Origin of the sequence: Streptomyces sp. NPDC007808, from assembly GCF_042868655.1 — a bacterium.
Taxonomy (GTDB): domain Bacteria; phylum Actinomycetota; class Actinomycetes; order Streptomycetales; family Streptomycetaceae; genus Streptomyces.
The window spans coordinates 210,996-230,282 of sequence record NZ_JBIAEQ010000006.1 but is presented as its reverse complement, the minus strand read 5'-3'; the positions used below and the strand labels follow the sequence as shown (position 1 = coordinate 230,282).

At 71.2% G+C, this 19,287-nt stretch carries 15 protein-coding genes; 3 read left to right on the top strand and 12 right to left on the bottom strand.

The features are described from left to right. The 11 genes from ACFYNL_RS23400 to tkt all read right to left on the bottom strand — a co-directional run bounded on the left by ACFYNL_RS23400 (position 1) and on the right by tkt (position 13,791). Positions 1–1,233, bottom strand: a complete 1,233-nt coding sequence (locus ACFYNL_RS23400) for a serine hydrolase domain-containing protein (protein WP_388806612.1) — start codon at positions 1,231–1,233, stop codon at positions 1–3. 65 nt (positions 1,234–1,298) lie between these two features. Continuing rightward, on the bottom strand, positions 1,299–2,642 hold the full coding sequence (locus ACFYNL_RS23395) for an MFS transporter (protein ID WP_388806611.1): 1,344 nt from the start codon (positions 2,640–2,642) through the stop codon (positions 1,299–1,301). After that, entirely contained in the window at positions 2,639–3,214 is a 576-nt protein-coding gene (locus ACFYNL_RS23390) for a TetR/AcrR family transcriptional regulator (protein WP_388806609.1), read from the bottom strand. Before ACFYNL_RS23390 ends, ACFYNL_RS23395 begins: the two co-directional genes overlap by 4 nt. A gap of 149 nt (positions 3,215–3,363) precedes the next feature. After that, positions 3,364–4,830, bottom strand: a complete 1,467-nt coding sequence (locus ACFYNL_RS23385) for a membrane-associated oxidoreductase (RefSeq protein WP_388806607.1) — start codon at positions 4,828–4,830, stop codon at positions 3,364–3,366. Between the two features lie 74 nt (positions 4,831–4,904). Beyond that, a complete protein-coding gene (locus ACFYNL_RS23380; protein WP_388806605.1) occupies positions 4,905–5,492 on the bottom strand; it encodes a histidine phosphatase family protein in 588 nt (195 codons plus the stop codon). A gap of 6 nt (positions 5,493–5,498) precedes the next feature. Further along, a complete protein-coding gene (gene gnd / locus ACFYNL_RS23375) occupies positions 5,499–6,377 on the bottom strand; it encodes a phosphogluconate dehydrogenase (NAD(+)-dependent, decarboxylating) (RefSeq protein WP_388806603.1) in 879 nt (292 codons plus the stop codon). 1 nt (position 6,378) lies between these two features. Further along, complete coding sequence (gene pgi, locus ACFYNL_RS23370; protein ID WP_388806601.1) at positions 6,379–8,073, bottom strand: glucose-6-phosphate isomerase; 1,695 nt, start codon at positions 8,071–8,073, stop codon at positions 6,379–6,381. Continuing rightward, positions 8,066–9,001 carry a glucose-6-phosphate dehydrogenase assembly protein OpcA gene (opcA, locus tag ACFYNL_RS23365; RefSeq protein ID WP_388806599.1) on the bottom strand — a complete coding sequence of 312 codons (936 nt, stop codon included), beginning with the start codon at positions 8,999–9,001 and terminating at the stop codon, positions 8,066–8,068. The genes pgi and opcA overlap by 8 nt, the downstream gene beginning before the upstream one ends. Further along, positions 8,998–10,527, bottom strand: coding sequence for a glucose-6-phosphate dehydrogenase (gene zwf / locus ACFYNL_RS23360; RefSeq protein ID WP_388806597.1), 1,530 nt, complete (start codon positions 10,525–10,527; stop codon positions 8,998–9,000). The genes opcA and zwf overlap by 4 nt, the downstream gene beginning before the upstream one ends. Next, positions 10,524–11,696 carry a transaldolase gene (gene tal / locus ACFYNL_RS23355; RefSeq protein WP_388806595.1) on the bottom strand — a complete coding sequence of 391 codons (1,173 nt, stop codon included), beginning with the start codon at positions 11,694–11,696 and terminating at the stop codon, positions 10,524–10,526. The genes zwf and tal overlap by 4 nt, the downstream gene beginning before the upstream one ends. A 19-nt stretch (positions 11,697–11,715) precedes the next feature. Beyond that, positions 11,716–13,791, bottom strand: a complete 2,076-nt coding sequence (gene tkt / locus ACFYNL_RS23350) for a transketolase (RefSeq protein ID WP_388806593.1) — start codon at positions 13,789–13,791, stop codon at positions 11,716–11,718. Positions 13,792–13,968: 177 nt separating this feature from the next. On the opposite strand from tkt, the gene ACFYNL_RS23345 reads away from it, so the two are divergent. Then, positions 13,969–14,883, top strand: coding sequence for a helix-turn-helix domain-containing protein (locus tag ACFYNL_RS23345; RefSeq protein ID WP_388806590.1), 915 nt, complete (start codon positions 13,969–13,971; stop codon positions 14,881–14,883). Positions 14,884–14,975: 92 nt separating this feature from the next. Here ACFYNL_RS23345 and ACFYNL_RS23340 read toward each other — a convergent pair whose 3' ends face one another. After that, positions 14,976–16,373, bottom strand: a complete 1,398-nt coding sequence (locus ACFYNL_RS23340; RefSeq protein ID WP_388806588.1) for a glycoside hydrolase family 16 protein — start codon at positions 16,371–16,373, stop codon at positions 14,976–14,978. A 209-nt stretch (positions 16,374–16,582) separates the two neighbouring features. On the opposite strand from ACFYNL_RS23340, the gene ACFYNL_RS23335 reads away from it, so the two are divergent. Together ACFYNL_RS23335 and ACFYNL_RS23330 are read left to right on the top strand one after the other, a co-directional pair. Then, the gene (locus ACFYNL_RS23335) at positions 16,583–16,873 is read left to right on the top strand and encodes a DUF1905 domain-containing protein (protein WP_388806586.1); all 291 of its coding nucleotides are present in this window, start codon (positions 16,583–16,585) and stop codon (positions 16,871–16,873) included. 520 nt (positions 16,874–17,393) lie between these two features. Beyond that, positions 17,394–19,241 carry a glycoside hydrolase family 15 protein gene (locus ACFYNL_RS23330; RefSeq protein ID WP_388806585.1) on the top strand — a complete coding sequence of 616 codons (1,848 nt, stop codon included), beginning with the start codon at positions 17,394–17,396 and terminating at the stop codon, positions 19,239–19,241. Positions 19,242–19,287: the final 46 nt, after the last annotated feature.

Here is a 19,287-nt window from a genome sequence, read left to right as displayed (position 1 = left end):
TCAGCCCTCCTGGACGGCCTCGTGCACGAGCCGCTTGAGGTCCTGGAAGAAGGTGTGCGAGGTCCTCGGCCGCACCTGCGTCATGAACTGCACCGTCAGGTCGTGGCGCGGGTCGACCCAGAACGTGGTGGTGGCCACCCCGCTCCAGCCGAAGGCGCCGAGGACTGACGGGTCCCTGGTGCGGGCGGGGTCGATCACCACGGAGACGCCGAGGCCGAAGCCGACGCCGTCGTTGCCCGGTTCGTCGTGGGCGGGGCGGCTGCCGAAGGAGCGCAGGTCGGCGCCGCCCGGAAGCTGGTTGGAGGTCATCAGGTCCACCGTCTCGGGCGCCAGCAGCCGGGTGCCGTCGAGTTCGCCGCGGCGGCGCAGCAGCTCCATGAAGCGGTGCACGTCGTGCGCTGAGGCGGCCAGACCGCCGCTGCCGGACAGGAACCGCGGCCGGCCGTGCAGCGGGAGCCCGGGGATCGGCTCGATGCCGCCGGTGTCGGTACCGCCGTACAACTCGGCCAGGCGGCCGGCCTGTTCACCGTTGACACAGAACCCGGCGTCGGTCATCCCGAGCGGCCCGAAGATCCGCTCGGCGAAGAACTCGTCGAGGGACCGGCCGGAGACGACCTCGACGACCCGGCCCAGGACGTTGCTGGCGACCGAGTAGTTCCACTCGGTGCCCGGCTCGAACTGCAGCGGCAGTCGCGCGTACACGTCGACCGTCTCCGCCAGGTCCGAGCCCGGCAGCACCGCCGACTCCAGGTTGGCCGCGCGGTAGAGGGCGTCGACGGGGTGCGTGTGGTAGAAGGCGAAGGTCAGCCCGGCGGTGTGCGTCATCAGATGCCGGATCCGTATCGGTCCGGAGGCCGGGCGGGTCACCGTGTCGGCGCCCGATCCGCTGACGTACACCCGTGGCTCGGCGAAGGCGGGCAGGTGGCGCTCCAGCGGGTCGTCGAGCGACAGCTTGCCCTCCTCCACCAGCAGCAGCGCGGCGACCGCAGTGACCGGCTTGGTCATGGAGTAGATCCGCCACAGCGTGTCCGCCTCGACGGGCAGCCCGGCCGCGAGGTCTCGGTGGCCGTACGTGGCGAGGTGGGCGACGCGGCCGCCGCGGGCCAGGGCCACCAGATACCCGGGCAGCCTGCCCTCGTCGACGTGATGGGCGAAGTGCTGGTCGAGGCGGTCCAGCGCCTTCGCGTCCAGGCCGGCCTCGCCCGGCTCGACCTCTTGTCTCAGCAGTGCCATCGCTCTCCTCCGAATGCGTACGCCGAGGTGCGCTCCGGCATACCCCGCCGAAACGGCCTCTGACCTCATCGTCGCGCAGGAACAGGTGTGCGGTCCTCCGATCGGGCATGATCGTCGATCGTGCGACCGGCCCCTGCGGGCAGCAGCCGGCCCAGGGCCGCGCAGGCCAGGGCGAGGGCGGCGAGGACACCCCACGGCAGCCCGGGACCCCCACCCATGAGCGCGGTCGCGAGGGCGACACCCAGCACCGGCCCCAGGTTCATCGCCGTCTGCTGCAGACCGCCCGCGACCCCGGCGTGCTCGCGGGCCGCCTCCCGTACGACGACATGGGTCGCCGCCACCATCACGGTCCCGAACCCGGCTCCCACCAGGGCGAACCCCAGGCACAGCGCGGGCACCGCGGCGGCGCGGGACAGCACGAGGATCCCGAGCGCGAGGAGCGTCATCGCCGCGCCGGTCGTCAGCCGGGCTCCGGCCCAGCGCAGCAGCACCGCGCACGAGGGCGCCGCGAGCACCATCAGCAGGGCCAGTGGCAGGCTGACCAGCGCGCTGCGGAACGGGTCCAGACCGAAGGCGCCCTGCAACACGAACGTGCCGACGAACAGCGTTCCGGACAGCGCCGCCGACGCGGCGACCAGCATGCCGAGGGCGGAGGCGACCGCGGCGGAGCCCAGGACGCCCGGCGGCAGGAGAGGGCTGGCGGTACGGCGTTCGTGCCGGACGAACGCGGCACCGGCGACCGCGGCGGTCGCGGCGGTCCAGCCCCGACCCGGCAGCGCGACCAGGGCGTGGACCAGGCAGGCCAGGGTGATGGCGAGCAGGAGGGCGCCGGGCAGGTCGAGCGCCACGGGGGAGGCCCCGCGCGGGGGCCGTACGGTGAGGGCGAGCACGCCGAGGACCAGGGCCGGGACCACGTTGAGCAGGAACACGACCCGCCAGCCCGGCCCGGCGACCAGGGCGCCGCCCACGACCGGTCCGGCGGCGGCCGCCACCCCGATCGCCGCCGTCCGTACGGCGATCGGCGTCCGCAACCGGTCGGGCGGGAAGGCGGCGCGCAGCATCCCGAGCGTGGCCGGCTGCAGCAGTGCCCCGAACACCCCCTGCGCGACGCGCAGTCCGATCATCCAGCCCAGGCCGGGCGCGGCCGCGACACCGGCCGACGCGGCCCCGAACCCGAGCATGCCGATGCCGAAGACGCGGTGGTGGCCGTACCGGTCCGCGAGCCGCCCGGCGAACACCAACAGGGCGGCCACCGCGATGAGATAGCCGGTGCTGGTCCACTGGACCTCGGCGAAGGAGGCGCCCAGGTCCTTCTGCACAGTGGGCTGCGCGATGGTCAGGACGGTGCCGTCGAGGGCGACGAGCACGGCGCCGACGACGCTGCTCGCGAGGGTGAGCCGTGGGTTCACGCCTCCTCCGACCCGAGGTGCGCCTCCAGGGCCGAGCGCAACAACGGCGCGAAGTCCTCGGAGCCCGTGGCGAGTTGGAGACTGCCCCAGCCCCACAGCTGGGCGATGCCGTGCAGGTTGGCCCACAGCGCCCCCGCGACGAGCCGGGCGTCGGCGTCGGGGCGGACCTGGCCCACGAGGTCCACCAGGCGACCGAACAGGGGCAGGCTGGTGTCCCTCAGCCCCAGATGACCGCTCTCCAGCAGGTCATGACGGAACATCAACTCGTACATCCCCCGGTTGTCCAGCGCGAACTCCAGGTAGCCGCGGAGCAGCGCGCTCACCTGCTCGCGCGGGCTCGCCGAGCCGCCGCCGAGCGCGGTCGCCCGTTCCGCCAGCGCGTCGAAGCCCCGGCGGGCGATGGCCGACAGCAACTCCAGGTGGGTGGGGAAGTAGCGGCGCGGGGCGCCGTGCGAGACCCCCGCGCGGCGGGCGATCTCCCGCAGCGTGAGCGCCTGGACGCCCTCCCGGGCGACCAGTTCCACGCCGACGTCGACGAGCCGGGCTCGGAGGCCTGTTTCGGATTCGAGCATGGACACTGTCTACCGGAAGGGAGTAGACAGTGTCTACGGGAAGGTAGTAGACAGTGCCTACGGCTCGACGGCGAGACCACGGTGAAGAGCGCGTTCACCGAGGCGACCGGCGCACCTGCGGCCACCCGCAGCACGTCCCGTGCGCTGGCCTACTGGCGGTTGACCGTCCGGCTCACGCCGGCGACGACGGTCGTGGCGAGGATCCAGCCGGTGAGGACGAGGACGTAGGACAGCCACTGCTGCCAGCCCTGCGGGGCGAACGCCGGTTCCTGGCCGAAGGAGATCACCGGCAGCAGCAGATCGAGGGTGTAGAACACCGCGTTGAACCGTGGAGCCTCGTCCGACTTCAGCGCGGGAGGAGCGTGCACGGAGAACGCCACGGCCCCGACCGCCAGCAGGGAGAGCAGCCAGCCCAGGGCGCGCATCGGACGGAAGCCGTAGCCGACGGTGGCGTCCTGGACGTGGCCCCACAGCCGGCCGTACCAGGCCAGGGTGGTGCGGTGGCGGCGCTGTTTGGCGAGCTGGACGAGACGGGCGGCGTGGTCGTCGCCGGTGCGGCGGTAGGCGGCGGTCAACTGCTCGTAGCCGTGGGGGTCGAACGTGTCGTCGTCCCGCTCCAGCATGGGCAGCCGGTGCTCGGGCGGCACGTGCGGGGTCAGCGAGGTGTAGGTGAGGTCGAGGAGGCGGACCTGGTCCGGCAGCATCTCCGGCTCCAGGTTGAGATGCTCGATCTGGGAGCGGCGCAGGTTGAGCATGCCCTGCATGCGGGCCCCCTTGCGCAGCCAGACCTCCCCGATGACGCAGCTGCTGGCCCGTATCGCGGTGCCGCTCGGGTTGGCCAGGCGGCTGTACAGCAGGTCCAGCCGGCCGGGTATGCGCGCACCGCGCAGATCGATGCGGCCGTGCGCGTTCAGGCGCCTGCACAGGACGTTGGCGCCCACCTCCAGGGCCTCGGCGTTCAGGACGAAGCCGCCGGGGTGGTGCAGTTCGGCGTTCTCCAGCCGCAGCGAGCCGCTGATGGTGGCGCCGTTGAGCCGGATCTCACCGCGGGAGCGCAGCCGGGACGCGCACAGGTCCTCGCCGACGGTCACCTGGTGCAGCTGGAGCACCGGAGCCTGGGTCCCGTCCGGCGCGGTGATCTCGGCATCCTCCAGATACAGCGCCCCGGCGATCTGCGCCCCGCCGAGCCGTACCGGTCCCTGGAAGCGGCACTTCGCCAGCCGCAGCCCGCCGTCGACGCGGACCCGTGCGGACGCAAGTCCGGGCAGGCTGGACCCGGTGAGATTGAGGTACTTCAACTGGGCGCCGGACACGTCGGGGACGTCGTGGAAGTGGCAGTCGCTCAGGCGTGCGACATGCTCGACGGTCGCGTACCGCAGGTCCAGCACTCCGGTGATCCGCGCGCCCGCCACCTTCAGCGCGGCGACCTCCCCGCTCTCGACCGGACCGTCGAGCAGCAGGGCCCGCAGCACCGGGGCGCGGACGGTGCGTTCGGGCCCCCAGCCGGCGCCCAGGGCCGAGTCCTCGTCCGCCGCCTCGCGGAAGTCCACGGCCTCGCCCTTGGGAAAGGCCTGCCACACCCGCCGCTCGGCCGGCGTCAGATCGTTGATCTCCATCAGCCGGGACTCTGACGCCGGCTGCCGGGCCTGTCAACTCACCGCCCGCTCCTGGCGATCGGAGGAGCCGGCGCTCACGGCCGGGTGTTCCACTCGGCGATCACGGGACGGCCGTGCTCCGTCGACAGCCGGCTCACCGTGCCCGTCGCCAGCTGGAACAGCCGCCCCTCGGCCGGGGACAGGCCCAGCCGGCGGGCCGTGACGACACGCAGGAAATGGCCGTGCGCCACGAGGATCACGTCGCCGCCGGGCAGCGCCGCCTCCACCCGGGACAGCACCCGGTCGGCACGGGCGCCCACCTCGGCCGGTGACTCACCGGCGTGGCCGTCCGGGCCGGGTGCCACCCCGTCGGTCCACAGGTACCAGCCGGGGCGGGTGCGGTGGATGTCGTCGGTGGTGACACCCTCGTAGCCGCCGTAGTCCCACTCGTGCAGGTCCGGGTACGGTACGGCTCCCGCCACGCCCGCGAGTTCGGCGGTGTGGACGGCGCGGCGCGACGGGCTGGTGAGCGCCAGGGAGAAGGTGCGGCCGGACAGGAGCGCGGCGAGGGACTCGGCCTGTTCCTCGCCGTCCCGGGTGAGGGGCAGATCGGTCCAGCTGGTGTGCCGTCCCGATCTGCTCCACTCCGTCTCCCCGTGGCGGACCAGAAGGAGATCCCCCACGGCGGGCTACTTCGTCGACTCGACGGCGTGGCCGCCGAACTGGTTGCGCAGCGCCGCGATCATCTTCATCTGCGGGGAGTCGTCCTGGCGGGACGCGAACCGTGCGAAGAGCGAGGCGGTGATCGCGGGCAGCGGCACGGCGTTGTCGATGGCCGCCTCGACGGTCCAGCGTCCCTCACCGGAGTCCTGCGCGAACCCCTTCAGGCCCTCCAGGTGCTCGTCCTCGTCGAGGGCGTTGACCGCGAGGTCCAGCAGCCAGGACCGGATGACCGTGCCCTCCTGCCAGGAGCGGAACACCTCGCGGACGTTGTCCACCGAGTCGACCTTCTCCAGCAGCTCCCAGCCTTCGGCGTAGGCCTGCATCATCGCGTACTCGATGCCGTTGTGGACCATCTTCGCGAAGTGCCCGGCACCCACCCTGCCCGCGTGGACGAAGCCGTACGGCCCCTCCGGCTTGAGCGCGTCGAAGATCGGCCGGAGCCGGTCCACGTGCTCCTTCTCGCCGCCGACCATCAGGGCGTAGCCGTTCTTCAGGCCCCACACGCCGCCGGACACTCCGGCGTCGACGAAGCCGATGCCGTGCACGCTCAGCTCCCTGGCGTGCTTCTCGTCGTCCGTCCAGCGGGAGTTGCCGCCGTCGACGACCGTGTCGTAGGGCTTGAGCAGGCTCCCCAGCTGGTCGATCACGAGCTGGGTGGGGCCGCCGGCCGGGACCATGACCCAGACCGTGCGCGGAGCTTGGAGCTGGTCGACCAGGTCGGCCAGGCTCGCGACGTCGGACAGTTCGGGGTTGGTGTCGTAGCCGACGACGGTGTGGCCGGCGTTGCGCAGACGCTCGCGCATGTTGCCGCCCATCTTGCCGAGACCAACAAGACCGATCTGCATGTCAGTTCACTTCCTCCTGGACGCCCTGCGCGTCCGATGCGTTCTTGAGTGAGCGGTAGGCGGCCACGAGGGCGGCGGTGGACGGGTCGAGACCGGGCACGTCGGCCCCCTCGGTGAGCGCGGGTTCGACGCGCCTGGCGAGGACCTTGCCGAGTTCCACGCCCCACTGGTCGAAGGAGTCGATGTTCCAGACCGCGCCCTGGACGAAGACCTTGTGCTCGTACAGGGCGACCAGCTGACCGAGGACGGACGGGGTCAGCTCGGGGGCGAGGATCGTGGTGGTGGGGTGGTTGCCGAGGAAGGTGCGGTGCGCCACCTGCTCCTCGGGCACGCCCTCGGCGCGCACCTCGTCGGCGGTCTTGCCGAAGGCGAGCGCCTGGCCCTGCGCGAAGAGGTTCGCCATCAACAGGTCGTGCTGCGCCTTGAGTTCGCCGCTCAGCTCGGCGACCGGGCGGGCGAAGCCGATCAGGTCGGCTGGGATCAGCCGGGTGCCCTGGTGGATCAGCTGGTAGTAGGCGTGCTGCCCGTTGGTGCCGGGCGTGCCCCACACCACCTGACCGGTCGCCCAGCCGACGGTGTGGCCGTCACGGTCCACCGACTTGCCATTGGACTCCATGTCCAACTGCTGCAGATACGCCGTGAACTTCGACAGGTAGTGCGAGTACGGCAGCACCGCGTGGGACTCTGCGTGGAAGAAGTTGCCGTACCAGATGCCCAGCAGACCCATGATCAGCGGGGCGTTGGCCTCGGCGGGCGCGCTCCTGAAGTGCTCGTCGACGATGCGGAAGCCGTCGAGCATCTCCCGGAAGCGGTCCGGGCCGATGGCGATCATGAGCGAGAGGCCGATGGCGGAGTCGTACGAGTACCGGCCGCCGACCCAGTCCCAGAACTCGAACATGTTGTCCGGGTCGATGCCGAAGTCCGTCACCTTCTCGGCGTTCGTCGACAGCGCGGCGAAGTGCCGGGCCACCGCCTTCTCCTCGCCGCCCAGGCCGGCGAGCAGCCAGGAGCGGGCCGAGGTGGCGTTGGTGATCGTCTCGATCGTGGTGAACGTCTTGGACGCGACGATGAACAGCGTCTCGGCCGGGTCCAGGTCGCGCACCGCCTCGTGGAGGTCGGAGCCGTCCACGTTCGAGACGAACCGGAACGTCAACTCCCGTGCGGTGAACGGGCGCAGCGCCTCGTACGCCATCGCGGGACCGAGGTCGGAGCCACCGATGCCGATGTTGACGACGTTGCGGATACGGCGGCCCGTGTGGCCGGTCCACTCACCCGAGCGGATCCGGTCGGCGAACGCGCTCATCCTGTCGAGGACGGCGTGCACCTCGGGAACGACGTTCTCGCCGTCGACCTCGATCACCGCGTCGGCCGGGGCACGCAAGGCGGTGTGCAGGACGGCCCGGTCCTCGGTGATGTTGATCCTCTCGCCGCGGAACATGGCGTCGCGCAGCCCGAACACGTCGGTGGCGGTGGCCAGTTCCTGCAGCAGGGCGAGCGTCTCGTCGTTGACCAGGTGCTTGGAGTAGTCGATGCGCAGGTCGCCGACGTAGGCGACGTACCGCTCGGCGCGGGACGGATCGGCGGCGAACAGCTCACGCAGTCGGGGCTGCCGGAACGCGTCCGCGCGGTGGTCCTCCAGGGCCACCCACTCGGGGCGCAGCGTGAGCCGGGGGGAGCCGGAGTGGGACTCAGACATGGTCGGGTGTCTCCTTGGGTGCCTCACCGCGCAGGGCGATGGCGTACATCTCGTCCGCGTCGAGGCGCCGCAGCTCCTCGGCGATGAGTTCGGAGGTGGTGCGGACCTTCAGCGCGAGGGTGCGCGACGGCTGGTCCGGCAGGTGCAGGGTGGCCAGCGGGCCCTCGGGGCGGTCGATGACGATCTCGCCGGTCTCGGTGCCGAGCCGCACGCCCGTGACGACGGGTCCGGCGGTCACCACCCGTTCGGCGGTGACGTGCAGGCGGGCCTCCAGCCAGCGGGCCAGCAGCTCGGCGGCCGGGTTGTCGGCCTCGGCCTCCACGGCCGCCGACACGATCGGCACCCGGGCCTGGTCCAGGGCCGCGGCGAGCATCGAGCGCCACGGGGTGAGCCGGGTCCAGGCGAGGTCGGTGTCGCCGGGCGCGTAAGAGCGGGCGCGCGCCTGAAGATCCGCCAACGGGGTCTCGGTGGTGTACAGGTCGGTGATCCGCCGCTGCGCCAGCGCGCCCAGCGGGTCCTTGGAGGGGTTCTCCGGCGCGTCCACCGGCCACCACACGACGACCGGGGCGTCCGGCAGCAGCAGCGGCAGCACCACCGAGTCGGCGTGGTCGGACACCTCGCCGTACATGCGCAGGATGACGGTCTCCCCGGTGCCGGCGTCGGCGCCCACGCGGACCTCGGCGTCGAGGTGTGAGCGGGTGCGGTCGCGCGGGGTGCGGGCGTGCCGCTTGATGACGACCAGAGTGCGCGAGGGGTGCTCGTGCGAGGCCTCCTCGGCCGCCTTGATCGAGTCGTAGGCGTTCTCCTCGTCCGTGACGATGACCATCGTCAGGACCATGCCCACGGCCGGTGTGCCGATCGCGCGGCGGCCCTGCACCAGCGCCTTGTTGATCTTGCTTGCCGTGGTGTCGGTCAGGTCGATCTTCATGGCCTGCGCCAGCTCCGTCCGTCTCGTGCGAGCATCTCGTCGGCTTCCTCGGGTCCCCAGCTGCCGGACGCGTACTGCGCCGGCTTGCCGTGCGAGTCCCAGTGCTCCTCGATCGGGTCGAGGATCCTCCAGGACTCTTCCACCTCCTGGTGACGGGGGAACAAATTGGCGTCCCCGAGGAGGACATCCAGGATGAGCCGCTCGTACGCCTCCGGACTGGACTCCGTGAACGACTCGCCGTAGGCGAAGTCCATCGTCACGTCCCGGATCTCCATCGAGGTGCCGGGCACCTTCGAACCGAACCGGACCGTCACGCCCTCGTCCGGCTGGACGCGGATGACGATGGCGTTCTGGCCGAGCTCCTCGGTGGCGGTGGAGTCGAAGGGGGAGTGCGGCGCCCGCTGGAAGACGACGGCGATCTCGGTGACGCGGCGCCCGAGGCGCTTGCCGGTGCGCAGGTAGAACGGCACGCCCGCCCAGCGCCGGTTGTCGACGTTCAGCCTGATGGCGGCGTAGGTGTCGGTCCTGGACCCCGGGTCGATGCCCTCCTCCTGGAGGTAGCCGAGCACCTGCTCGCCGCCCTGCCAGCTCGCCGCGTACTGGCCGCGCACGGTGTGCCTGCCGAGGTCCTCCGGCAGCTTCACCGCCCTGAGCACCTTCAGCTTCTCGGTGAGCAGCGACGCGGCGTCGAAGGCGGCCGGCTCTTCCATCGCGGTGAGCGCCATCAGCTGGAGCAGGTGGTTCTGGATGACGTCCCGGGCCGAGCCGATGCCGTCGTAGTAGCCCGCCCGGCCACCGATGCCGATGTCCTCGGCCATCGTGATCTGCACGTGGTCGACGTACGACCGGTTCCAGATCGGCTCGAACATCTGGTTGGCGAACCGCAGCGCCAGGATGTTCTGGACGGTCTCCTTGCCCAGGTAGTGGTCGATCCGGAAGACCTGCTCCGGGTCGAACACGTCGTGCACGATCGCGTTCAGCTCCCGGGCGCTCGCGAGGTCGTGGCCGAACGGCTTCTCGATGACCGCCCGCCGCCAGGACCCCTCGGGGGCCTGCGCCAGCCCGTGCTTCTTCAGCTGCTGGACGACCTTCGGGAAGAACTTCGGCGGTACGGACAGGTAGAAGGCGTAGTTGCCGCTCGTACCGCGCGCCGCGTCCAGCTCGTCGACCGTCTGGCGCAGCTGCTTGAACGCCATGTCGTCGTCGAAGTCACCCGGGATGAACCGCATGCCCTCGGCGAGCTGCTGCCAGACCTCCTCGCGGAACTCGGTGCGGGCGTGCTCGCGCACCGAGTCGTGCACGATCTGGGCGAAGTCCTCGTCCTCCCAGTCCCGGCGGGCGAACCCGACGAGGGAGAAGCCCGGGGGCAGCAGCCCGCGGTTGGCGAGGTCGTACACGGCCGGCATCAGCTTCTTGCGGGACAGGTCGCCCGTGACACCGAAGATGACGAGCCCGGACGGGCCGGCGATACGGGGGAGACGGCGGTCGCGCGGGTCGCGCAGGGGGTTGTCCCAGTCGGAGGTCATGCTGCGTCAGCTCCCTTGCTGCTCAGCGACTTCTTCACGGCGTTCAACAGGTCCTGCCACGCCACCTCGAACTTGGCGACGCCCTCGTCCTCCAGCCGGGTGACGACCTCGTCGTAGGAGATCCCCAGGGCCTGGACGGCGGCCAGATCGGCGTGCGCCTGCGCGTAGCCGCCGGTCACCGTGTCGCCGGTGATCTCGCCACGCTCGGCGGTGGCGTCGAGCGTGGCCTCCGGCATCGTGTTGACGGTGCCGGGAGCCACCAGCTCGTCGACGTACAGAGTGTCCTTGTAGGCGGGGTCCTTAACGCCCGTGGAGGCCCACAGCGGGCGCTGCTCGTTCGCACCGGCGCCGGCGAGGGCGGTCCACCGGTCCCCGGCGCGTGTCGAGCCGTCCGCGGAGCCGAAGGTCTCCTCGTACGCCGCGTAGGCGAGTCGGGCGTTGGCGAGCGCCGCCCTGCCCTTGAGCGCGAGGGCGTCGTCCGTGCCGATCGCCGTCAGGCGCTTGTCGATCTCGGAGTCGACCCGGGAGACGAAGAAGGAGGCCACGGAGTGGATGCCGGACAGGTCCAGGCCCTGCGCGGCGGCCCGCTCCAGACCGGCCAGGTAGGCGTCCATGACCTCGCGGTAGCGCTCCAGGGAGAAGATCAGCGTGACGTTGACGCTGATGCCCTGGGCGACGACCTCCGTGATGGCGGGCAGACCGGCCCTGGTCGCCGGGATCTTGATCATGACGTTGGGGCGGTCGACCAGCCAGGCCAGCTGCCGGGCCTCGGCGACGGTCGCCCGGGTGTGGTGCGCGAGGCGCGGGTCGACCTCGATGGAGACCCGGCCGTCACGGCCGCCGGTGGCGTCGTACACGGGCCGCAGGACGTCGGCCGCGGCGCGCACGTCGGCGGTGGTCATCATGCGTACGGCCTCGTCGACGGAGACGCCGCGCACGGCGAGGTCGGCGAGCTGCTCCTCGTAGCCCTCGCCGGAGCCGATGGCGGCCTGGAAGATGGACGGGTTGGTGGTGACGCCCACGACGTTCCGGTCCGCGACGAGTTCGGCGAGGTTGCCGGATTCGATGCGCCCTCGCGACAGGTCGTCCAGCCAGATCGAGACACCTTCGTCGGACAGGCGCTTCAGGATGCCCGCGGTGGTGGTCGTTTCGGTGCTCACTGTGATCATCTTCTTTCTGGCGTTCGGATCAATCGCGGGCGGCGGCGAGGGATTCCCGGGCCGCCGCGGCGACGTGGTCGGCGGTGAAGCCGTACTCGGCGAACAGGGTCCCGGCGTCGGCGGAGGCGCCGAAGCGCTCAAGGGACACGATGCGACCCGCGTCCCCGACGTACTTGTGCCAGGTCAGCCCGATACCGGCCTCGACGGCGACCCGCGCCTTCACGGCCGGCGGCAGCACGCTCTCCCGGTACTCGCGCGGCTGCTCCTCGAACCACTCCACGGACGGCATCGACACGACTCGGGTGCCGGTCCCCTCGGCCTCCAGCCGCTCCCGCGCCGCCACGGCCAGCTGGACCTCGGAGCCGGTGGCGACGAGGATCACCTCGGGCGTACCGGTGGAGGACTCCTCAAGGACGTAACCGCCCTTCGCCGCTGCCGGGTTCACCGGCAGCGTCGGCACTCCCTGGCGGGTGAGCGCCAGTCCGTGCGGGGCCGGCGCGGTGGCGTGCCGCCTGAGGATCTCGGCCCAGGCGGTCGCGGTCTCGTTGGCGTCGGCGGGGCGGACGATGTTCAGGCCCGGGACGGCGCGCAGGGACGCGAGGTGCTCGACCGGCTGGTGGGTGGGGCCGTCCTCACCGAGTCCGATGGAGTCGTGCGTCCACACGTACGTCACCGGCAGCTGCATCAGTGCGGACATGCGCACGGCGTTGCGCATGTAGTCGGAGAAGACCAGGAAGGTGCCGCCGTAGATGCGGGTGTTGCCGTGCAGCGCGATGCCGTTCATCTCCGCGGCCATCGAGAACTCGCGGATGCCGAAGTGGATCGTGCGGCCGTACGGGTCCGCCTCGGGAAGCGGGTTGCCCTTCGGCAGGAACGAACTCGTCTTGTCGATGGTGGTGTTGTTCGAGCCGGCCAGGTCGGCCGAACCGCCCCACAGCTCCGGGATCACCGCACCCAGCGCCTGGAGCACCTTGCCGGAGGCGGCGCGCGTCGCGACCGCCTTGCCCTCCTCGAAGACCGGGAGGGCCTCCTCCCAGCCCTCGGGCAGCTGACCGGCGACGATCCGGTCGAACAGTCGGGCGCGCTCGGGGTCGGTGCCGCGCCACTCGTCGATCCGCTTGTCCCAGGCGGCATGCGCCTCGGCGCCCCGGTCCAGAGCCCGGCGAGTGTGGGCGAGGACCTCGTCGGCCACCTCGAAGGACCGGTGCGGGTCGAAGCCGAGGACGCGCTTGGTGGCGGCGACCTCGTCCTCGCCGAGGGCCGAGCCGTGGGACGCCTCGGTGTTCTGCGCGTGGGGGGCGGGCCAGGCGATGATCGTGCGCATCGCGATGATCGAGGGGCGCTCGGTCTCGGCGCGTGCCGCCGTGAGCGCGGCGTACAGGGCGGTCACGTCGATGTCGCCGTTCCCGGCCGGCTCGACGCGCTGGACGTGCCAGCCGTACGCCTCGTAGCGCTTCAGCACGTCCTCGGAGAAGGCCGTCGCGGTGTCGCCCTCGATGGAGATGTGGTTGTCGTCGTAGAGGAAGACGAGGTTGCCGAGCTTCTGATGGCCGGCGAGGGAGGAGGCCTCGGCACTGACACCCTCCTGCAGGTCGCCGTCGGAGACGATCGCCCAGATGGTGTGGTCGAAGGGGGACTCGCCCCGTGCGGCCTCCGGGTCGAACAGGCCGCGCTCGTAGCGGGCGGCCATCGCCATGCCGACCGCGTTCGCGACGCCCTGCCCGAGCGGGCCCGTCGTCGTCTCGACGCCGGCGGTGTGCCCGTACTCGGGGTGGCCCGGCGTCTTCGAACCGTGGGTGCGGAACGCCTTGAGGTCGTCGAGCTCCAGCTCGTACCCGGCGAGGAAGAGCTGGGTGTAGAGGGTGAGCGAGGTGTGGCCGGGCGACAGGACGAAGCGGTCGCGGCCGGCCCACTCCGGATCCGCGGGGTCGTGCCGCATCACCTTCTGAAAGATCGTGTAGGCGGCCGGGGCGAGGCTCATGGCGGTGCCCGGGTGACCGTTGCCCACCCGCTGGACGGCATCGGCCGCCAGGAGGCGGGCCGTGTCGACGGCACGCCGGTCGAGTTCGGTCCATTCGAAGCTGTCCGGAGTCTGCGTGCTCATCTTCAAAAATCCTCGATCGGAAGCGAAGTGGCTGGTCCCACGCGTTCAAAAGTAAAAGTCTGACTTTTACGTGGGAAGGTCGGCGTGTGTCACGCTGTGGTGAAAGTGGGACACCGCGACGAGCCCGGCGCACGGCTGAGCGCGAGGCGCGCACGACTGAGACGGCACGAGACAGACATGGTGGACACAACGGTCCAAGGCGACCGCGACGGCGGCGCCCCGGGCGGCGAGGCGATCAGAACCTTTCCCTTTCCCGTCGATCAGAGCGTCCTCGGCGTCGGCATGCAGGTCGGCCCGATGGGCACCGGCCGCACCTGGCACGCCGCCGACACGCCCCTTGACCGCGTGCACCGCATCGACTTCCACGTGGTGATGCTGTTCGGCGACGGCCCCGTCCACCACATGATCGACTTCACCGAGTACCAGGCACAGGCCGGGGACCTGCTGTGGATACGCCCCGGCCAGGTCCACCGCTTCGCCCGCGCGGACGCCTACCGGGGCACCGTCCTGACCATGCAACCGGGCTTCCTGCCCCGCGCCACCGTCGAGGCGACCGGCCTCTACCGCTACGACCTGCCGCCCCTGCTCCGCCCCGACGAACCCCAACTCACCGCCCTGCGCTCGGGCCTCGCCCAGCTCCAGCGCGAGTACGAGGACGAGGCGACCCTCCCGCTCAGCCTGCACACCGCGGTCCTGCGCCACTCGCTCACGGCGTTCCTGCTGCGCCTCGCCCACCTCGCCGCGAGCTCGGCCGAGGCCGAGCGCCGGCAGTCCGACACCACGTTCACCCTCTTCCGGGACGCGGTGGAGCAGGGCTTCGCCACCAACCACAGCGTCAGCGCCTACGCCGACCAGCTCGGTTACTCCCGCCGTACCCTCGTGCGCGCGGTCCGCGCCGCCACCGGCCAGACGCCCAAGGGGTTCATCGACCGACGGGTCACCCTGGAGGCCAAGCGCCTCCTCGCCCACACGGATCTGCCGATCGGCCGGGTGGGCGCGGCGGTCGGCTTCCCGGACGCGGCGAACTTCTCCAAGTTCTTCCACCAGCACACCGACATGACACCGGCGGCGTTCCGGGCGGAACTGCGCTGAGACGGCCCGCGCCGCCCGGCGTCACGGCGGCGGTGGGCGCACCGATACCCCGCGAAGGGCGGGGCACTCGCGGGGCATCGGCAACCACGGGGTCAGCGCCCGAAGTTGAACCAGTTCACGTTCACGAAGTCCGATGGCTGACCGCTGGTGAAGGTGAGGTGGACATCGTGCGTGCCGGTCACCCCGCTGATGTTCGCGGGGATGGTCCGCCACGACTGCCAGCCGCCCGTGTTGCCCACCGCGAAACTGCCGATCGGCGCGTTGCCGCGGCTGTCCAGCCGCACCTCGACCAGCCCGCTGACGCCGCTCGCCGCACCGCTCGCCACCCGGGCCACGAACTGAGTGGCCGCGCCGGAACCGAAGTTGACGCCCTTGTACAGCGCCCAGTCCCCGTTCGCGAGGGAGCTGATGTTCTGCCCGCCGCCCGAGTCGGAGGTGGTCTCGGTGCCGACGCCGCCCTGGCCGTCGTACGACTCGGCCTGGATGGCGCTGTAGGCGTCACGGTTGCCCGTCGGCGGGGGAGTGGTGCCGCCCCCGCCGGCCGACAGCACCTGGACGTAGTCGACGACCATGGCGTGGCCGGGCTGGGTTCCGCCGTCCGGGCCGCCGCCGAAGGCGTCCGGGAAGCCGCCGCCCATGGCCACGTTGAGGATGATGAAGAAACCGTGGTTCGTCGCGTTCGCCCAGGTCGTCGCGTCGACCTGGTTGGCGCGCACGGTGTGGAAGTTGTTCCCGTCGAGGTAGAAGCGGATCTCCTCGGGGCTCGTCGAGCGGTCCCATTCCATGCGGTAGGTGTGGAAGCCCGCCTGGCAGCTCGTGCCGGAGCAGGTGGTGCTGCCGCCGATGCCGGACGTCTCGTTGCAGGGGCCGCCCGGTGAGGTGCCGCAGTGCATCGTGGCGAACACCGTGTTCATGCCCTGCGTGTTCTCCATGATGTCCAGCTCGCCGACGCTGGGCCAGTTCCAGTAGTCGCCGCGGTAGGGGGCGCCCAGCATCCAGAACGCCGGCCAGTAGCCCTTCGCGGCGGCTCCGGTGACGTTCGGCACCTGGATGCGTGCCTCCACGCGGAGCTTGCCGCCCGCCGGGGGCTGGAAATCGGTGCGGTTGGTCTCGATGCGCCCGGAGGTCCAGTTGCCGGAGGCGTCCCGGCGGGGGGTGATGCGCAGGTTGCCGTTGCCGTCGAGCGCGACGTTGTCCGTGCTGTTCGTCATCGTCTCGATCTCGCCGGTGCCCCAGTTGGCGGGACCGCCGGGGTAGCCCTTGCCCGTCGCGTACTGCCAGTGGGAGGTGTTCACGCCGGTGCCCGCTGCACCGTTGAAGTCGTCGAGGAAGACCTGCGTCCAGCCCGACGGGGGCGCCGGCGCGGAGGCGTTCGCGGACGGGACGGTCACGAGGGCGGCGGACGCCGCAAGGCCCAGCGTACCGAGCACGGCGACGAGCGCGCGCCTGACGGGGCGTCGTCTGCGGTGCATGCCGGAGGGTTCGCTCATGGGGGTGCTGCCTCTCGGTGTACGGAGTGGGGAGTTGAGGGCGCGAGTGCCTCTGAGAGCGCTCTCAGAGTGTGGCCAATGTGCTCCCGGTCCTGACGGTCGTCAAGAGGTGAAGCAGAGAAAACCCTTGCGGGGCTGGGAAGTTCACCCTATGAATGCGTGAATGTGCCGGAGCGAGTCGCCCGGCGGAGAGAAGAGGCACCCACCGTATGGAACTCGCCTTCACCGGCCGGGTGATCGAATGGCGCGGGCCGGCGCCGTACTACTTCGTCGCCGTACCGGACGAGGAGTCCGCCGACATCCGCGAGGTCGCCGCGACGGCCACCTACGGCTGGGGCGTGATCCCCGTCGAGGCCCGGATCGGCGAGGTCGCCTTCGAGACGTCGCTGTTCCCTAAGGACGGCGGCTACCTGCTGCCGCTGAAGAAGGCGGTGCGGGGAGCGGCGGGGCTCGCGGCGGGTGACGAGGTGCCGGTGGGCCTGACCGTCCGCCTTCGGTGAGGTGCTCGACGGAGACTCCGGGGAGTTGCCTCCGATGGATGCTTCGGAGTCGTCCGAGCTGGGGATCCGCGGCATCGAGGTACCTCGTCTTGTCCACGATCACTGGCCACTGGGTGCGCGACTCACGCACCAGATGAACGAGCCACAGCAAGAGTGCAGGTCAGAAGCCGCTGCCAGCTCTTGCAGGAGGTGATGCGCAGACTGCACGCTCTCGGCATCCAGCCCCGGACGGCACGCAGCGCCGCGCTGCCCTGAACGCGCTCTTCGTCCTGGCGTCCGGCGGCAGTGCCTGTTGAGGGTTCTCGACTTCCCACGGCGGCCCCGCCGGCCGGTGGTGTGGTTCGCAGGGGACGGCTCCGGCCAAAAGTGGCTGGGGGCGTCCGGCGTCGCGATGATGGGCAGACGGGGGCGTTTGGTCGGGGCGCAGGCGCTGTTGGCCGCAGGCGCGATGCACTGCCGGCGGAGCTGGTGCGAGGGGATCCGCGGGTCTCTCGCTGGTGCAGATGGCCGAGGAGGCGCTGTGAAGGAGTACCCGCCGATCGCGGACCACGGCATTGTCGGCGACCTGCAGACGGCGGCGCTGATCGCCGCCGACGGCACCGTCGACTGGTGGTGCACGCCCCGGTTCGACTCGCCCAGCGTGTTCGCCTCGCTGCTCGACAGCGACCGCGGCGGTTTCTGCCGTCTGGCCGCCGATGTCGGGGGCGACGCCACCGTCCGCCAGCTCTACCTTCCCGACACCGCCGTCCTGATCACCCGTTTCATGGCGCCGAGCGGTGTCGGCGAAGTCGTCGACTTCATGCCGCCCGACACGTCGCCGACGCCGTCTGCCCGGCACCGGCTGATCCGGGTCGCGCGGGTGGTGCGCGGGAGCATGCCGTTCGAGCTGATCTGCCGGCCCCGCTTCGACTACGGCCGGGCCGCACACGACCTGACCCGTCTCGACGACGGGTCGGTGCTGTTCCGCGGCCCTGGCACGGATCTGCAGGTGCAGGCCACCGCTCCGGTCGACCTGCATCCGGACGGTACGGACGTGTCCGCCCGCTTCACGCTGCATGCCGGGGAGCGTGCCGCCGTGGTGCTCACCAGCGAGTCGGGCGAACCGGGCGCGCTGAGTGGGCGGCCCGGGGGCACGAGCCCCGCCGTCGACACGGTCGGCACCGAGCTCAAGGCGTGCACCGCGTTCTGGCTGGACTGGCTGCGTGCCTCCCGCTACCGCGGCCGCTGGCACGAGATGGTCACCCGCTCGGCCATCACCCTCAAGCTCCTCACCTACGCTCCCACGGGCGCCCCGATCGCTGCCGCCACCATGGGCCTGCCCGAACAGATCGGCGGGGAACGGAACTGGGACTACCGCTACACCTGGGTACGCGACGCTTCCCTGTCGGTGCGGTCGCTGATCGACCTCGGCTTCACCGCGGAGGCGAACGCCTTCCGCCGGTGGCTGCGCGAGCGCCTGGACGCCGGAGGGACCGCCTCCGGAGAGCCACTGCAGATCATGTACCGCGTCGACGGCGAACCGCACCTGACCGAGGAGGTGCTGGACCACCTGGAGGGCTACCGCCGCTCCTCCCCGGTACGGGCCGGAAACGCCGCCGCCGACCAGATCCAGCTCGACATCTACGGCGAGGCCGCCTACGCCCTCGCCCAGGCGGAGGACATCGGCGCCGTCCGCGGCTGGCATGCCTTCGCAGGCGTCATCGACTGGCTCACCGACCACTGGGACCGCCCCGACGAGGGCATCTGGGAGACCCGCGGCGGCCGGCAGAACTTCACCTACAGCCGGCTGATGACCTGGGTCGCCTTCGACCGCGCCGTCAAACTCGCCACCGCGCACTCCCGGCCCGGTGACCTGACCCGCTGGTTGGAGGCACGCGACGCGGTCCTGCGGCAGATCGTCGATCACGGCTGGAACGAAGAACGAGCGGCGTTCGTCCAGCACTACGACACCGACGTTCTCGACGCCTCCCTGCTCCTGATGCCCAAGGTGGGCTTCCTCACCCCCACCGACCCCGACTGGCTGGCCACCCTCGACGCCATGGACAGCGAACTCGTCAGCGACAGCCTCGTCTACCGCTACAACCCCGCCGCCTCCCCCGACGGTCTGCGCGGCTCGGAAGGCACCTTCAACCTGTGCAGCTTCCTGTACGTGGAGGCACTCGCCCGCGCCGGACGGCTCACCCAGGCCCGCTACGCCTTCTCCAAGATGCTCACCTACGCCAACCACGTCGGCCTGTTCGCCGAAGAGATCGGCCCCTCGGGCGAGCAACTCGGGAACTTTCCGCAGGCATTCACCCACCTGGCCCTCATCGACGCCGCCCTCGCCCTGGACGAAGAGCTCGACCGCGCCGAGGGACGGACCGGCTGACCGCATGAACCGTCGGCGGGCTGCCGACGCACCCGCCGGGTCACGG

Bases quoted from the DNA above. Each gene is read 5' to 3' on its own strand.
- ACFYNL_RS23400 (WP_388806612.1), bottom strand. From the start codon at position 1,233: ATGGCACTGCTGAGACAAGAGGTCGAGCCGGGCGAGGCCGGCCTGGAC.
- ACFYNL_RS23390 (WP_388806609.1), bottom strand. From the start codon at position 3,214: ATGCTCGAATCCGAAACAGGCCTCCGAGCCCGGCTCGTCGACGTCGGC.
- ACFYNL_RS23385 (WP_388806607.1), bottom strand. From the start codon at position 4,830: ATGGAGATCAACGATCTGACGCCGGCCGAGCGGCGGGTGTGGCAGGCC.
- pgi (WP_388806601.1), bottom strand. From the start codon at position 8,073: ATGTCTGAGTCCCACTCCGGCTCCCCCCGGCTCACGCTGCGCCCCGAG.
- tal (WP_388806595.1), bottom strand. From the start codon at position 11,696: ATGATCACAGTGAGCACCGAAACGACCACCACCGCGGGCATCCTGAAG.
- zwf (WP_388806597.1), bottom strand. From the start codon at position 10,527: ATGACCTCCGACTGGGACAACCCCCTGCGCGACCCGCGCGACCGCCGT.
- tkt (WP_388806593.1), bottom strand. From the start codon at position 13,791: ATGAGCACGCAGACTCCGGACAGCTTCGAATGGACCGAACTCGACCGG.
- ACFYNL_RS23340 (WP_388806588.1), bottom strand. From the start codon at position 16,373: ATGAGCGAACCCTCCGGCATGCACCGCAGACGACGCCCCGTCAGGCGC.
- opcA (WP_388806599.1), bottom strand. From the start codon at position 9,001: ATGAAGATCGACCTGACCGACACCACGGCAAGCAAGATCAACAAGGCG.
- ACFYNL_RS23335 (WP_388806586.1), top strand. From the start codon at position 16,583: ATGGAACTCGCCTTCACCGGCCGGGTGATCGAATGGCGCGGGCCGGCG.
- ACFYNL_RS23345 (WP_388806590.1), top strand. From the start codon at position 13,969: ATGGTGGACACAACGGTCCAAGGCGACCGCGACGGCGGCGCCCCGGGC.
- gnd (WP_388806603.1), bottom strand. From the start codon at position 6,377: ATGCAGATCGGTCTTGTTGGTCTCGGCAAGATGGGCGGCAACATGCGC.